General features: G+C 67.0%; 15 protein-coding genes and 1 pseudogene. 8 read left to right on the forward strand and 8 right to left on the reverse strand.

Annotated features, from left to right (window positions below; translation table 11 throughout):
• Nucleotides 1-226: pseudogene (locus tag ACPEH1_RS17310) on the forward strand (MFS transporter); the annotation flags it as partial.
• A gap of 8 nt (nucleotides 227-234) precedes the next feature.
• Nucleotides 235-858 carry a rhomboid family intramembrane serine protease gene (locus ACPEH1_RS17315; protein ID WP_423716120.1) on the forward strand — a complete coding sequence of 208 codons (624 nt, stop codon included), beginning with the start codon at nucleotides 235-237 and terminating at the stop codon, nucleotides 856-858.
• A 119-nt stretch (nucleotides 859-977) separates the two neighbouring features.
• Here the strand turns inward: ACPEH1_RS17315 and ACPEH1_RS17320 are convergent, their stop codons facing one another.
• Nucleotides 978-1,157, reverse strand: a complete 180-nt coding sequence (locus ACPEH1_RS17320) for a hypothetical protein (protein WP_037590960.1) — start codon at nucleotides 1,155-1,157, stop codon at nucleotides 978-980.
• Nucleotides 1,158-1,423: 266 nt separating this feature from the next.
• Here ACPEH1_RS17320 and ACPEH1_RS17325 point away from each other — a divergent pair, with 266 nt between their 5' ends.
• From ACPEH1_RS17325 to cfa, 3 genes are all read left to right on the forward strand, one after another.
• On the forward strand, nucleotides 1,424-1,738 hold the full coding sequence (locus tag ACPEH1_RS17325) for a GNAT family N-acetyltransferase (RefSeq protein ID WP_017355358.1): 315 nt from the start codon (nucleotides 1,424-1,426) through the stop codon (nucleotides 1,736-1,738).
• 63 nt (nucleotides 1,739-1,801) lie between these two features.
• A complete protein-coding gene (locus tag ACPEH1_RS17330; protein ID WP_017355359.1) occupies nucleotides 1,802-2,656 on the forward strand; it encodes a DUF3298 and DUF4163 domain-containing protein in 855 nt (284 codons plus the stop codon).
• A gap of 10 nt (nucleotides 2,657-2,666) precedes the next feature.
• Complete coding sequence (gene cfa, locus ACPEH1_RS17335; RefSeq protein WP_017355360.1) at nucleotides 2,667-3,785, forward strand: cyclopropane fatty acyl phospholipid synthase; 1,119 nt, start codon at nucleotides 2,667-2,669, stop codon at nucleotides 3,783-3,785.
• A gap of 69 nt (nucleotides 3,786-3,854) precedes the next feature.
• On the opposite strand, the gene ACPEH1_RS17340 is transcribed toward cfa, so the two are convergent.
• A complete protein-coding gene (locus tag ACPEH1_RS17340; protein ID WP_153165366.1) occupies nucleotides 3,855-6,026 on the reverse strand; it encodes a M3 family metallopeptidase in 2,172 nt (723 codons plus the stop codon).
• Nucleotides 6,027-6,222: 196 nt separating this feature from the next.
• On the opposite strand from ACPEH1_RS17340, the gene ACPEH1_RS17345 reads away from it, so the two are divergent.
• A complete protein-coding gene (locus tag ACPEH1_RS17345; protein WP_017355362.1) occupies nucleotides 6,223-6,705 on the forward strand; it encodes a glutathione peroxidase in 483 nt (160 codons plus the stop codon).
• 4 nt (nucleotides 6,706-6,709) lie between these two features.
• On the opposite strand, the gene ACPEH1_RS17350 is transcribed toward ACPEH1_RS17345, so the two are convergent.
• The 5 genes from ACPEH1_RS17350 to ACPEH1_RS17370 form a co-directional block, all read right to left on the reverse strand.
• Nucleotides 6,710-7,249 carry a TlpA family protein disulfide reductase gene (locus ACPEH1_RS17350; RefSeq protein WP_136003326.1) on the reverse strand — a complete coding sequence of 180 codons (540 nt, stop codon included), beginning with the start codon at nucleotides 7,247-7,249 and terminating at the stop codon, nucleotides 6,710-6,712.
• A 27-nt stretch (nucleotides 7,250-7,276) separates the two neighbouring features.
• Entirely contained in the window at nucleotides 7,277-8,056 is a 780-nt protein-coding gene (locus tag ACPEH1_RS17355) for a ferredoxin--NADP reductase (protein WP_017355364.1), read from the reverse strand.
• A gap of 92 nt (nucleotides 8,057-8,148) precedes the next feature.
• Complete coding sequence (locus ACPEH1_RS17360; RefSeq protein WP_136003328.1) at nucleotides 8,149-10,020, reverse strand: ABC transporter ATP-binding protein; 1,872 nt, start codon at nucleotides 10,018-10,020, stop codon at nucleotides 8,149-8,151.
• Nucleotides 10,021-10,151: 131 nt separating this feature from the next.
• Nucleotides 10,152-10,595: a carboxymuconolactone decarboxylase family protein gene (locus tag ACPEH1_RS17365; protein ID WP_423716121.1), complete on the reverse strand. Its 444-nt coding sequence runs from the start codon at nucleotides 10,593-10,595 to the stop codon at nucleotides 10,152-10,154.
• A 35-nt stretch (nucleotides 10,596-10,630) separates the two neighbouring features.
• Nucleotides 10,631-11,527 carry an RNA polymerase sigma-70 factor gene (locus tag ACPEH1_RS17370; protein ID WP_423716122.1) on the reverse strand — a complete coding sequence of 299 codons (897 nt, stop codon included), beginning with the start codon at nucleotides 11,525-11,527 and terminating at the stop codon, nucleotides 10,631-10,633.
• Nucleotides 11,528-11,713: 186 nt separating this feature from the next.
• Here ACPEH1_RS17370 and ACPEH1_RS17375 point away from each other — a divergent pair, with 186 nt between their 5' ends.
• A complete protein-coding gene (locus ACPEH1_RS17375; RefSeq protein ID WP_017356363.1) occupies nucleotides 11,714-13,231 on the forward strand; it encodes a fumarate hydratase in 1,518 nt (505 codons plus the stop codon).
• Nucleotides 13,232-13,265: 34 nt separating this feature from the next.
• On the opposite strand, the gene ACPEH1_RS17380 is transcribed toward ACPEH1_RS17375, so the two are convergent.
• Complete coding sequence (locus tag ACPEH1_RS17380; RefSeq protein WP_136003334.1) at nucleotides 13,266-13,814, reverse strand: acyl-CoA thioesterase; 549 nt, start codon at nucleotides 13,812-13,814, stop codon at nucleotides 13,266-13,268.
• Nucleotides 13,815-13,932: 118 nt separating this feature from the next.
• Here ACPEH1_RS17380 and ACPEH1_RS17385 point away from each other — a divergent pair, with 118 nt between their 5' ends.
• Nucleotides 13,933-14,508, forward strand: a complete 576-nt coding sequence (locus ACPEH1_RS17385) for a TetR/AcrR family transcriptional regulator (RefSeq protein ID WP_017356365.1) — start codon at nucleotides 13,933-13,935, stop codon at nucleotides 14,506-14,508.
• The last annotated feature ends 4 nt before the right edge of the window (nucleotides 14,509-14,512 follow it).

Here is a 14,512-nt window from a genome sequence, read left to right on the forward strand (position 1 = left end):
GGTGATGTGCTTCTGGAACCTGACCACCACCATCGGCAACCTGTGGGTGCTGCTGTCCAACGCGGCGGTGCGCAACGATACGGTGACCCACCAGATCGCCAGTACCGGCCTGAGCGAGGCGGCCTTCCTGATGTTCTTCTTCGCCGGTTTCGCGTTCCTGGCGGCGTTGGCCTTCGGTTGGTATGCACGACGCTATCGTATGGTCGACAACTACCGGATCGCCTGAGCCCCGCCATGACCCCCGTCAACCTGCTGTTGATCGCCATCACCGTCATCGTGTCGTGGATTGCGTTCAAGAACCGCGCCCTGGCCGACCGCCTGATCCTCTGGCCGCCGGCGGTGGACCGCCGCCGCCAGTACGACCGGCTAGTGACCTACGGGTTCATCCACGCCGATCTTGGCCACCTGGCCTTCAACATGATCACGCTGTTCTTCTTCGGCGGGCAGATTGAAGGGGTGATGGTGCAGCTCACCGGCAGCTACCTGACCTACCCGGCGTTCTATCTTGGCGCGCTGGTGGTGTCGATCCTGCCCAGCTACCTGAAGAACCAGAAGAACCCGAACTACCTCAGTCTGGGCGCATCGGGCGCGGTGTCGGCGGTGCTGTTCGCCTTCATCCTGCTCAGCCCGTGGAGCGTGATCTTCGTGCTGTTCATTCCGGCGCCGGCGATCATCTACGCCGTGTTCTATGTGGGTTACAGCATCTGGATGGACCGCCGCGGCGGCGACCGCATCAACCACAGCGCGCACCTGGCCGGTGCCGCATTCGGCGTGCTGTTCATGCTGATGATGCAGCCGAGCATCTTCAACCACTTCCTGCGCGAGCTGGGCAACCCCTCGTTCCGCCCGCTGGGCTGATCGGCGGGGCGGGGAGGGCGGGTGCCGGCCAACGGTCGGTACCTGTCGGGACCGGGATCACCGGCACCCCGCGGCAGGTCACGGCCGTTGGTCGAGACGCGCGAAAACCGGAAGGCCGCTCAGGCGGCCTGTTGACTGTCCGCGCCGTAGGTGCTCAGCAGGCGCGCATAGACCTCGTTGTCGATCTGGTCGAATTCCCAGCCCTGGGTCTGGCCGTTGACGGCCAGCTCGAACAGGCCTTCCAGCAGCGAGCTGTCGGCGTCCACGGGAAGAGCGGGGGGCTGCGGTGCGTTGTCCATGAGGGCCTCCATAAAACGCGGTCGGGCAGGCAGGTCTCGCAAAAGCCATGCCAGCTTTTACGCCCTGTCCGTTCCCTATATCGGCTTGAACCGGGCAGGCTTGAGCGGCATCCCACGCAAACGCAGTCCACCGTGGCCAGGCGCCGACCTCCGTGCGCGCGGCAGGATGTGACGCAGCGCGTCGGTGGTTGTCCCTGTTCAGGCTTCACGCGATCATGGCGGCCGGCTGCGCACTATCGCGTCAGTCGCCGCAGGAGACACCGCTCATGGCTTCGGTCACCCCGCCCGGCTTGGCCTACGAGGTGGAGCACGATGAGGTCCGGCATCGCTTCCAGGCGAGGGTGCGGGGTCATCTGGCGTTGCTGGATTACCAGATTCAGACCCGCAACCGGCGCAAGCGGATGGTGATCACGCACACCGAAGTGCCCGAGGCGATCGGCGGCCGCGGCATCGCCGGTGAGCTGACCCGGGTGGCGCTGCGCTATGCGCGCGAACAGAAACTCAAAGTGGTGCCTGCATGCGCCTATGCCGAAGCCTTCATGCAACGGCACGCGGAATACGACGACCTGCTGGCGGGTTGAGCAGCCGGTCATGCTTCAGGCAACACCGCTCATGATGGTGGGTTACAACAAGGGGATGTAAGGATGGACAACGCAGTAAACCGCCGCGCGCTGCGCGCCAGCGGCGTGGCCCTGGCCGTGATGTTGGCGGCAGGGTGTCAACGCGATACCGATACACCACCGCCGGCCGCACCGGTGGCCGACACCGCCCCGGCCGCGCCCGCCACCGGCATCGTGCCGGCCGATGCGCCGGTGGAGCTTCGCGATGTCATCGAGACCTCCCCGCAGGCGGTCGTGGGTATCAGCTACCCGCCGGATCTGGCCCGCTATCCCGGGCTGGCCAAGGCGTTGAAGACCTATGCCGACAGCGCCCGTGGCGAACTGCAGCAGGCCGTTGACGGGTTGGGCAACGACACGCCGACCATGCCCTACGAGCTGTCGCTGAGCTTTGAGAAACTGCTGGAAACCCCGCAGCTGGTGGTGGTTGGTGCCGATGGCAGCCGCTACACCGGTGGCGCCCACGGCGAGCCGCTGGTGGCGCGTTTTGTGTGGTTGCCCGAGCAGCAGCAGATGCTGACGGCCGACCAGCTGGTGGCCGATGCCAAGGGCTGGAAGGCGGTCAGCGTGTATGTGGCCGACCAGCTGCGCGAGCGCGTTGCAACGCGCCTGAGCGGGGACGACCTGGAACCGGCGCAGATGCAGGAGTCGCTGCGCAACGCCAGCCGGATGATCGCCGACGGCACGGATGCGAGCGTGGAGAATTTCAGCCAGTTCCAGCCCATTACCGGCACCGACGGCAAGATCACTGCGGTGCGGTTCGTGTTCCCGCCGTACCAGGTCGGTCCGTATTCGGACGGCACCCAGTCGGTGGACGTGCCTGCCAGCGTGCTGCTGCCGTATGTCGGCGCCGCCTACGCGGGCCTGTTCGCGCGCGGCTGACGGGGGCGGCATGGACGTTGGCCTGCAACGACGCGTACAGGAGTTGCTGCACGAGGCCGGCGTCCAGGTGGACGGCGACCAGCCTCACGACATCCAGGTGCACGATCCGCATTTCTATACGCGGGTGATGGCGCATGGGTCGCTGGGGCTGGGCGAGAGCTACATGGACGGGCAGTGGGATGCCGGCAGCCTGGACGGGCTGCTGGTGCGCCTGATGCAGGCGCACCTGGACGAACGGGTGCACGGCTGGCGCGAGGTGGCCGATGCGCTGAAGGCGCGGCTGTTCAACCTGCAGGCGGGCTCCGGCAGCTTCGACGTCGGGCGGCGCCATTACGATCTCGGCAACGATCTGTACGAGGCGATGCTGGGCCGGCGTCTGGTGTACAGCTGCGGCTACTGGGCGCAGGCACAGGACCTCGATGCCGCGCAGGAAGCCAAACTTGACCTGATCTGCCGCAAGCTCCGGCTGCGTCCGGGCCAACGTGTGCTGGATATCGGCTGCGGCTGGGGCGAGGCGCTGAAGTTCGCCGCCGAACGCTACGGTGTCTCCGGCGTGGGCATCACCATTTCCCGGGAGCAGGCCGAGTATGCCCGCGAGCTGTGCGCGGGCCTTCCGATCGAGATCCGGCTGCAGGATTACCACGACGTCGAGGAGACGTTCGACGCGATCCTGTCGGTGGGCATGTTCGAGCACGTGGGTGACAAGAACTACCGCGGCTACTTCGAGATGGTCCGGCGCTGCCTGCAGCCCGATGGCCTGTTCCTGCTGCACAGCATCGGTGGCAATCTGTCGCGTCACCGCACTGACCCCTGGATCGCGCGCTACATCTTTCCCAATTCGATGCTGCCGTCGGCGGCGCAGATCACGGCGGCCTGCGAGGGCCTGTTCGTGCTGGAGGACTGGCACAGCTTCGGCCCGGACTACGATCGCACGCTGCAGGCCTGGCGCGCCAACGTCGAAGCGGCATGGCCGCGACTGGACGGGCAGCGTTACGACGAACGCTTCAAGCGCATGTGGCGCTTCTATCTGGCCGGTTCCATGGCCAGTTTCCGCTGCCGCCACGCGCAGCTGTGGCAGCTGGTGCTGTCGCCCAGCGGCGTGCCGGGGGGGTATGTGGCGCCGCGCTAGCCCCGCCTGAAAAAAAACCGCCCGGTGTCCCGGGCGGTTTTCATTTACGTGCCGTTGTTGTGACCGGCCTTACTTCTTGCCGCCACCCTCGGTCAGGCCACGCTTTTCGAGCAGCGGCTCGATCTGCGGTTCGTGCCCGGCGAAGTTGCGGAACAGTTCCATCGCATCGACGCTGCCACCCTTGGAAAGCAGGGTTTCGCGGAAATGGTCGCCGTTCTTGCGGCTCAGGCCACCGTTCTCGCGGAACCACTTCTGGGTGTTGGCGTCGAGCACTTCGGACCAGATGTAGGCGTAGTAGCCGGCCGAGTAGCCGCCCATGATGTGGCTGAAGTACGGGGTCTTGTAGCGCGGGGGAACCGGCGCATAGTAGATGCCGTCCTTCTCCAGCGCAGCGCGCTCGAACGCCATCACGTCCTTGGCGGCCGGGACCTGGTCCGGGCCGATCTGGTGCCAGCGCTGGTCGAGCATGGCCGCACCGAGGTACTCGGTGGTGGCGAAGCCCTGGTTGAACTTGGCAGCGGCGATCACCTTGTCGAGCAGTTCCTGGGGCATGGCGCTGCCGTTCTGGTAGTGCTTGGCGTAGTTCTTCAGGATGACCGGGTTGTCGGCCCACATCTCGTTGACCTGCGAGGGGAACTCGACGAAGTCGCGCGGCACGGCGGTGCCGGAGAAGTAGGGATACTTCACGTTGGAGAACATGCCATGCAGGGCGTGGCCGAACTCGTGGAAGGTGGTGCTCACCTCATCCCAGGTCAGCAGGGTCGGCTGGCCCGCCGGCGGCTTGGGAATGTTGAGGTGGTTGGCGACCACCGGCTTGAAGCCGGTCAGGGCGGACTGGGAGACGTAGGAGTTCATCCAGGCGCCGCCACGCTTGGAGGCGCGGGCGTACGGGTCGAAGATGAAGATCGCCAGCTGGCTGCCGTCGGCATCGAACACGTCGTAGACGGTGACGTCGTCGTGGTAGACGGGCAGGTCGGTACGCTGCTTGAAGGTGAGGCCATACTCGAGGTTGGCGGCGTGGAAGACACCGTCCTCGAGCACGCTCTTCATTTCGAAGTAGGGCTTGAGCTGGGATTCGTCGAAGTTGTACTTGGCCTGGCGCACCTTCTCGCTGTAGAACGCCCAGTCCCATGCTTCCAGGGCGAAGGTCGGCTTGCCGGCGGCCTTCTGTTCCTTGTCGATCATGGCCTGCAGGTCGGCGGCTTCGCGCCTGGCGTTGGCGACGGCGGCCGGGGCGAGCTGGCCGAGCATGGCGTTGACGGCTTCGGGGGTCTTGGCGGTCTGGTTGGTGAGGTTGTAGGCGGCGAAGTTGTCAAAGCCCATCAGCTTGGCCTTGTCGGCGCGCAGCTGCATGATGCGCGAGACCAGCGCGGTGTTGTCGAACTGGCCACCGCGGCTGCCGCGGGTGATGGACGCTTCGTAGATCTTCTGGCGCAGGTCGCGGTTGCGCAGGTTGGTCAGCGGCGGCTGGCCCGTGGTGTTGAGCAGGGCGATGACATACTTGCCGTCCAGCTTGCGGGCCTTGGCGGCTTCGGCGGCGGCAGCGATCTGCTCGGCCGAGAGGCCGTCCAGCTGCTTGACGTCGTCGACGATGACGGCGGAGGCATTCACTTCGTTCTGCACGTTCTGGCTGAACGTGGTGCCGAGCTTGGCCAGCTCGGCGTTCATGGCCTTGAGCTTGGTCTTGTCGGCGTCGTTGAGCTTGGCACCGGCGCGGACGTAGTTGTCATAGTATTTTTCGACAAGTCGCACGCCTTCGGCGTCGAGGCCAAGCTGGCTGCGGGTGTCGTACAGGGTCTGGATGCGCGCGAACAGTTTGCCGTTCAGGGCGATGGCATCGCTGTGGGCGGCGAAGCGGGCGGAATAGTCGGCCTGCAGCTTCTTGCGCACGTCATTGGTGTCGGCACCGACCAGACTGAAGAAGACGGTGGTGGCGCGATCCAGGATATCACCGCTCTTTTCGAGGGCGATGAGGGTGTTGTCGAAGGTCGGCTTGGCCTTGTTGTTGGCGATGGCCTCCACTTCCTTCAGCTGCTGGGCCATGCCGGCGTCGAAGGCGGGGGCGAAGTCGCTGTCCTTGATCTTGTCGAACTGCGGGTAGTGCAGCGGCAGCGGGCTGTCGGCGAAGAACGGATTGGCCTGCTGGGCGGTGTTCGCGGCCGGGGTGGCGGCGACGGCGGAGTAGGCGGGCAGGGCCAGGCCGAGGGTGACGGCGACGGCAAGGGCAAGACGGGTGGTCAAGGGGGGATTCTCCGGTCAGACAAGTGCCCGAGATTACCGCGATGTGAGGGGCCCGGGCTTGTGTCGAAAGACATGGCATGCGGGCATGCGGGCGTGCGGCGGCGGCGGCGGTGAGGTTGCCGCCGGGCGCGGGCCGGGTCGGGCCGCGCCAACCCGCACGGCGCTAAGATGCCGGTTTCCGCAGGAGCCGCCGTCCATGACCACCGCCTTTGATTTTTCGTTCGTGGATCTCTCGGGCCAGCCCCAGGCGCTGGAGCAGTATCGGGGCAAGGTGCTGCTGCTGGTGAACGTGGCGAGCAAGTGCGGGTTTACACCGCAGTACGAGGGCCTGGAGGCGCTGTGGCGCGAGTTCGGGTCGCGCGGGCTGGTGGTGATCGGGTTTCCCTGCGACCAGTTCGGGCACCAGGAGCCGGGCAATGCGGCCGAGATCGCCCAGTTCTGTTCGCTGACCTATGCGGTCGATTTTCCGTTGTCGGACAAGGTCGCGGTCAACGGGCCGGCGGCGCATCCGCTGTGGCAGTGGCTGAAGGCAGAGAAGTCCGGGGTGCTGGGAACGCGCGGGATCAAATGGAACTTCAGCAAGTTCCTCGTCGGACGCGATGGACAGGTGCTGGCGCGGTACGCGCCGACGGATACGCCGGCGTCGCTGCGCGGGGATATCGAGGCGGCGCTGGGCTGAGCAGTCAGCCGCCAGCCCGGCGGTTGCGGACCTCGTCGGGCAGCAGGGCGGTGATTTCCTCGAGGATCTTCGGCAGGGCCTGTTCAGAGTAGCCCCGGTGGACGTGGGCCACGCGGCCGTCATGGTCGAGGATGAACATGTGCGGCAGGGCTTCGATGCCGTACTGGTCGGAGACCAGGCCGCGGCTGTCGTGGATCCAGGTCAGCGGCGGCGACTTGCGACCGCGGGCGATGGCGAGGAAGTCCGCGCGCGGTTCTTTGACGTTGACCGCAAACACCTGCAGGGCGTCGGTGCCGACGATGTCCTGCAACTGGCCGAGCACCGGCAGTTCCTTGCGGCACGGGCCGCACCAGGACGCCCAGAAGGTCACGATGACGACCTTGCCGCGATGGGCGGCCAGGTCGACAGGTTCGCCCTGGCGGTCCTTGCCGAGCAGCTGGGGCGGCAGGTCGCCGGCCTTGGGCGGCTCGGCGGTGGCGGCGCTGGCGCCCAGGCTGATCGCGAGCAGCAGGCACGCGAGGGCGGGGCGGATCATCGTGATCATCGGCAATGCTTCCTTGCGCGGGCGCGCTTATTTTTCCACGAAGGCGCGTTCGAACACGTAGTGGCCGGGCGTACCGATGCGCGGGGACGTCTGGAAGCCGCGGGCATCGAGGACGCTGCGCAGGTCGGCCAGCATCTGCGGGCTGCCGCAGATCATGGCGCGATCGTTTTCCGGGTCCAGCGGCGGCAGGCCGAGGGTCTTCTGCATCTCGCCGCTTTCCATCAACGAGGTCAGGCGGCCCTGGTTCGGGAACGGCTCACGGGTGACGGCCGGGTAGTACAGCAGTTTCTCGCCGATCATCTCGCCGAGGAATTCGTGCTCGCGCAGTTCCTTCTCGAACAGGTCGCGGTAGGCCAGGTCCTTTTCGAAACGCACGCCGTGGGTGAGGATCACCTTGTCGAAGCGCTCGTAGGTTTCCGGGTCCTTGATCACCGACAGCCAGGGTGCCAGGCCGGTGCCGGTGCCCAGCAGGTACAGGTGCTTGCCCGGGTGCAGGTCGCTGATCAGCAGGGTGCCGGTGGGCTTCTTGCCGACCAGGACCTTGTCGCCTGGTTTGATGTGCTGCAGGCGCGAGGTCAGCGGGCCGTCCTGCACCTTGATGCTGAAGAACTCCAGGTTCTCTTCCCAGTTGGCGCTGGCGATCGAATACGCGCGCAGCAGCGGGCGCGTGTCGGTTTCCAGGCCGATCATCACGAACTGGCCGTTCTCGAAGCGGAAACCGCTGTCGCGGGTCGTGGTGAAGCTGAAGTAGGCGTCGGTCCAGTGACGGACCTCAAGCACCGTTTCGGCGCCGAAAGCGGAAGACATGGGGGTGGGGTCTGATCTGTGTTGTCCCGCCCAGTTTATCTCAAATGAGATAAATTCTCATTGACTGGCCGGAAACGCATGCGGAAGGGGCCTCAACGATACCCGGCAGCCTGCAGCTCGAACAACTCGGCGTAGCGGCCGCCTTCAGCCATCAGCTGGGCATGGGTGCCGCTGGCCTCGATGCGGCCGCCGGCCAGCACCAGGATGCGGTCGGCCATGCGTACCGACGAAAAGCGGTGCGAGATCAGCACGGCGGTACGGTTGTCGGACAGCTCCTTGAAGCGCTGGAAGACCTCGAACTCGCTGCGCGCGTCAAGCGCGGCGGTCGGTTCGTCGAGGATCATCACCTGCGCGTCGCGCATGTAGGCGCGGGCGATGGCGATCTTCTGCCACTGGCCGCCGGACAGGTCCATGCCCAGTTTGAAGCGGCGCCCGATCAGCTGGTCATAGCCGCCGGGCAGGCCGGCAATGACCTCGTCGGCCATGCCGCGACGGGCCGCATCGCGGATCCGCGCCTGGTCGCCCATCGCCTCGACCAGGCCGACGCCGATGTTCTCGCCGGCGCTGAGGTTGTAGCGCACGAAGTCCTGGAAAATCACGCCCATGTTGGCGCGCAGGTCGTCCAGGTCGTAGTCGCGCAGGTCGCGCCCGTCCAGCAGGATGCGGCCTTCGTCCGGGTCGTACAGGCGCGCCAGCAGCTTGACCAGGGTGGTCTTGCCGGCGCCGTTCTCGCCGACCAGGGCCAGCACTTCGCCGGCGCGCAGCTCGAAGTCGAGATGGCGTACGGCCCATTGCCCGGCATCGGGGTAGCGGAAGCCGACGTTCTCGAACACAAAGCCCTGGGTGATCGGCTGCGGGATGGCGATGGCATCGGCGCGCGAGTGGATCTCCGGCTGGATCTGGAAGAAGGAGAACAGGTCGTCCAGGTACAGCGCCTGCCCGGCCACCTGCGAGAAGCCGATCAGCAGGCCCTCCAGCAGCTGGCGCAGGCGCAGGAAACTGCCGGCCAGGAAGGTCAGGTCGCCGATGGAGAAATCGCCGCGCACGGTGCGCCAGGCGATGTAGGCGTAGGCGGCGTAGTAACCGAGCGTACCCAGCGCGGCCAGCAGGGTGCCCCAGAACGCGCGCCGCCGCGCCAGCGCGCGGTTGGCGCGGAAGAACCTGTCGGCCAAGGTCTTGTAGCGGTCGATCAGGAAGCGGTGGAGGTTGAAGATTTTCACCTCCTTGGCCGTTTCCACGCTGGCCCCGATCTGGCGCAGGTACTCCAGCTGGCGGCGCTCGGGCGTCCACTGGAAGTTGAGGCTGTAGCCGGCCGCGTTGAAGTGCGATTCGCCGATGAACGCCGGCACCAGCGCCACGGCCAGCAGCAGGATCAGCCACGGCGCATACACCAGCAGGCCTACCGCGAGGCTGGCCACGGTGATGCTGTCCTGCACCTGGCCGAACAGCTGGCTCATCAGGTTCATCCGGCCCATCGTCTGGCGGCGCGCGCGATCAAGCTTGTCCTGCAGGTCGGGGTCCTCGAAGTCTTCCAGGTCCAGCTCGGCAGCGTGTTCCATCAGCCGGACGCTGGTGACGTTGGTGAACAGTTCCGAGAGCAGTGTGTCGGCGTAGTTGACCAGGCGGCCAAGCAGATCGGACACGATCGCCAGGCCGAACTCCAACGCCAACAGGCCGAGCAGCGGGTTGAGCAGGCCGCTGGACAGCGCCTCGCCGAACGGCGGGAACCCGGCTTCGTGCTGGCTCAGGTGCAGGGCCGCATCGATGATCAGCTTGCCCACGTACAGCATCGACACCGGCAGCAAGGCGCGGATCAGGCGCAGGCCCAGGCTGGCGCTGGCCAGTGCGGGACTGGTCTGCCAGACCTGGCGCAGGAAGGGGGGCAGGTTGCGCATCGCCTGGAAGCGTTCGCGCAGGCTCGGGTTCTTCTGGCCGGGAGTGCCGGCAGCGGGGGAGGCGGGCATGGGCGCTATTGTGCGCGCCTGCGCCGTGGCGGAATGATGAATGCGGTGCAATCCCGCCTCACCCTGCGGGTATCGCGATGCAAGGCGTGCACCGTGCAGTGCCGGCCAGCGGCCGGCACTGCCGGGATCTCTTACGGCAGCGGCGGCAGCAGTCCGGCGCCGAGGCGGTTCCAGGCGTTGATCACCGCGATGCCCATGCTCAGGTCGCTGATGCCCTTCTCGTCGAAATGCGGCGTCAGTGCCTCGAACGCCGCGTCGGAGGGTGCACCGTCGGGCAGGCGGGTCAGCGCTTCGGCCCAGCCCAGCGCGGCGCGTTCGCGCGCGTCGAAGAAGCGGCTTTCATGCCACGCCGGCAGGGTGTCCAGTTTGCGCGGCTCGATGCCGCCCTTGCGCAGCGCGGTGCCGTGCATGTCCATGCAGTAGCCGCAGCCGTTGATCTGTGACACGCGCAGGAACACCAGTTCCATCAGCGTGGGATCGACCGGGCTGTCATGCACGGCCTTGCTGGTGGCGAGCAGGCCCTTGAACGCGTCGGCGGCCAGGCGGGAGTAGGGAACGCGGGGAGAAGCGGACATCGTGGACTCCGTGACGGCCCCGATGGCCGTCTTCATCAGGAGGACGCGGCAGCGTGGCGCGCTGTGACAACCGCGCCGAGCTTGTCCGGATTCAACACGCTCAGCACCCGCACGATGCGCCCGTCGTCCACGGTGACGGTGGTGACCGAATGCAGATGCCCGTCGTCGAACCGCAGGATCGCCGGCTCGCCGTTGACCCAGCCGATGCGCCCGGGGTGCGAGCCGTTGCGGCGGGCGATGGCCCAGAACAGCTGGGCGATGCGCTCGGCGCCCAGCAGCGGGCGGATCGCGGCGGTCACCCGTCCGCCGCCGTCGGACACCATCTCCGCGTTGGCGTGCAGCAGCGACAGGATCGCGGCCTGGTCCCCCTGTTCCGTGGCCTGCATGAAGCGCTCCAGCAGCGTGCGGTGCTGCGCGGCGCTGACCGCGAAGCGCGGCCGCCCGGTCTGCAGGCGCTGCCGCGCGCGATGCACCAGCTGGCGGCAGTTGGCCGGGGTGTGGTCGAGCAGCGGGGCGATCTCGGGGTAGTCGTAGTCGAACACGTCCTTGAGCAGGAAGGCGGCGCGCTCGTCGGGTCTGAGCTGCTCCAGCAGCGCCAGGAAGGCCACCGAGACATCGTCGGCGTGGGCATGGCGCTGCGCCGGGTCGTGCATCGGATCCGGGTCGAGGGCGATCTCCAGCGGTTCGGGCAGCCACGGGCCGACATAGTCGATGCGCGCGTTGCGCGCGGCCCGCAGGCGGTCCAGCCCCAGCCGGGTGGTGGCGGTGACCAGCCAGCCTTCCGGGTCCCGGATGGCAGTGGTGTCGGCCCCCTGCCAGCGCAGCCAGGCGTCCTGGACCACGTCCTCGGCGTCGCTGCGGCTGCCCAGCAGTCGGTAGGCGAGGGCAAACAGGCGCGGGCGATGGGTCTGGAAGGTATCGGTGGTGTGCATGCAGGGAGGACGCCGCAGCGGGCGCTGCCGTGACAGGAGGTTGGGGGTTGTCACTGTGCCTCAAATCGCAGCGTTGCGAGTCATTCTCACCCGTGGCTCCGGTCGGCACGCGGGGGCGGCATCGGTGGACCGCTGGGGGTAAAATGGAGGGCTAACCCCCGCCAGCCTCCAGCAAGCGAGCAAGTCGTGACATCGATCAAGCAGGAAGACCTCATCCAGTCCATCGCCGACGCGCTGCAGTACATCTCGTACTACCACCCGGTCGACTACATCAAGAGCCTGGCCGCAGCCTACGAGCGCGAAGAGTCGCCGGCCGCCAAGGAGGCGATGGCCCAGATCCTGATCAACTCGCGCATGTGCGCCGAAGGCCATCGGCCGATCTGCCAGGACACCGGCATCGTCACCGTGTTCCTGGAAATCGGCATGAACGTGCGCTGGGACGACGCCACGATGGGCGTGGAAGACATGGCCAATGAAGGCGTGCGCCGGGCCTACAACCACCCGGACAACAAGCTGCGCGCCTCGGTCCTGGCCGATCCGGCCGGCAAGCGCGTCAACACCAGGGACAACACCCCGGGCGTGGTCAACGTCAAGGTCGTGCCGGGCGACACCGTCGAGGTGATCGTCGCGGCCAAGGGGGGCGGCTCGGAAGCCAAGTCCAAGTTCGCCATGCTCAACCCGTCCGATTCGATCGTGGACTGGGTGCTCAAGACCGTGCCGACGATGGGGGCTGGCTGGTGCCCGCCGGGCATGCTCGGCATCGGCATCGGCGGCACCGCCGAGAAGGCGATGCTGCTGGCCAAGGAATCGCTGATGGAGCCGATCGACATCAACGACCTCAAGGCGCGCGGCGCCTCCAACCGGGCCGAAGAACTGCGCCTGGAACTGTTCGACAAGGTCAATGCGCTGGGTATCGGCGCGCAGGGCCTGGGAGGCCTGACCACGGTGCTGGACATCAAGGTCAAGGACTTCCCGACCCACGCCGCCAATCTGCCGGTGGCGATGATCCCGAACTGTGCGGCGACCCGCCATGCACACTTCACCCTGGACGGCAGCGGCCCGGTGATGCTGGACCCGCCGTCGCTGGAAGACTGGCCGCAGATCACGTACGACGCCTCCAAGGGCACCCGCGTCGACCTGGATACGATCACCCCGGAAGACGTGGCCAGCTGGACCCCGGGCCAGACCCTGCTGCTCAACGGCAAGCTGCTCACCGGGCGCGATGCCGCTCATAAGCGCATGGTGGAGATGCTGGACAAGGGCGAGCCGCTGCCGGTCGACCTCAAGGGCCGCTTCATCTACTACGTGGGCCCGGTCGATCCGGTGCGCGACGAAGTGGTGGGCCCGGCCGGCCCGACGACCGCCACCCGCATGGACAAGTTCACCCGCCAGGTGCTGGAGCAGACCGGCCTGCTGGGCATGGTCGGCAAGGCCGAACGCGGCCCGGCGGCAATCGAGGCGATCCGCGACAACAAGTCCGCCTATCTGATGGCGGTCGGCGGGTCGGCGTACCTGGTGTCCAAGGCGATCAAGGCGGCCAAGGTGGTCGGCTTTGCGGACCTGGGCATGGAGGCGATCTACGAGTTCACCGTGCAGGACATGCCGGTCACCGTGGCCGTCGACGCCACCGGCGAGTCGGTGCACATCACCGGGCCGCGCGAATGGCAGGCCCGCATCGGCAGCATTCCGGTGGTCGTTGCCTGATCCAGCGGGGTGCCGGCCACCGGCCGGCACCCCGTTACAGCGCGCCGTCGCCCTTCATTGAGGCGTCCAGGTCCAGCAAGGCCTGGGCGGGGTCGTTCAAGGGCGGTGAAACCGCATCGCACACCCCGACCGCGCCGAGCAGGTCCTCGGCGCTGACGAAACGGCGTGCCCGACGATCGTAGAACCCGGCCAGCAGCAGGGCGCGGGTGGCGACCACCTCATCGTTGCCGATCAGTACACGCTGCTGCATCACCATCCGCGCGTCCTGCCAGCCGAGGACGCGGGTTTCCAGAGTGAAGGACTGGAACAGCTTCAACTCCCGTCGGAAGCGTACCGCCCCGGCACCGACGATCGGCGCCCATCGGTTGCGCAGGGCGGCCCGTCCGATGCCATTGCGCAGGATCAGGTCGATGCGGCCAAGGTCGAACAGCGTCCAGTAGCGGCCGTTGTTCATGTGGCCGTTGACATCCAGGTCGTTGAGCCACACCCGCGAGCGGATCCGCGAGATCCCGTCCGGGGCCGACAGCCGCGGACGCCACAGGGAGCTCAGCAGCAGCCACAGCAGACGGAACCAGAGATTCATGCCGGAACGCCGGAAGGGCGGGGCAGAGCGGGGGTACGGCGCATGGAGGCTCCGAATATGACGAGCGTAATAGTCAATTACGGTAGGCTATGACGACTGTCATGGCAAGGGTTACCGCATGCGCAATCGACACACCAATCCGCGTGGGCGCGTGGTCGTGGCCGCCGTGGAGATGCTGGCCCGGCATGGCCTCAATGCCACCAGCATCCGTGAGATGACCAAGCGCGCCGAGGCGCCGCTGGGCTCCACCTACCATCACTTCCCGGGCGGCAAGCAGCAGGTGGTGGTGGAGGCGATCGAGCTCGCCGGTGCGCACGTCGGTGCGCGTCTGGAGCGGCACCTGCAGGACGGGGCGCTTGCCGGGCTGCGTGCCTATCTGGCGGCGTGGCGGCAGAGCCTGATCGCCACCGAGTTCCGCCGCGGCTGCCCGGTGATGGGTGTGGCGGTGGAGGAGCCGATCGACGACATCGCCGTGGAGGCGCTGGATGCCGCCGCCGCCGCGTTCGGCGACTGGCAGCGCCGGCTGGCCGCCGCGTTGCAGGTGCAGGGCCACGCGCCGGCCGCTGCGGCGCGGCTGGCCACCCTGATCATCGCCAGCGTTGAAGGGGCCATCGTGATGTGCCGGGCGCAGCGGAGCATTGAACCCTTCGACCACGTTGCCGCGCAGCTGGAGGCACTGGTCGCCACGCCCTGAACAT

Source organism: Stenotrophomonas sp. NPDC077421 (assembly GCF_049545505.1).
GTDB classification, from domain to species: Bacteria; Pseudomonadota; Gammaproteobacteria; order Xanthomonadales; family Xanthomonadaceae; genus Stenotrophomonas; species Stenotrophomonas nematodicola.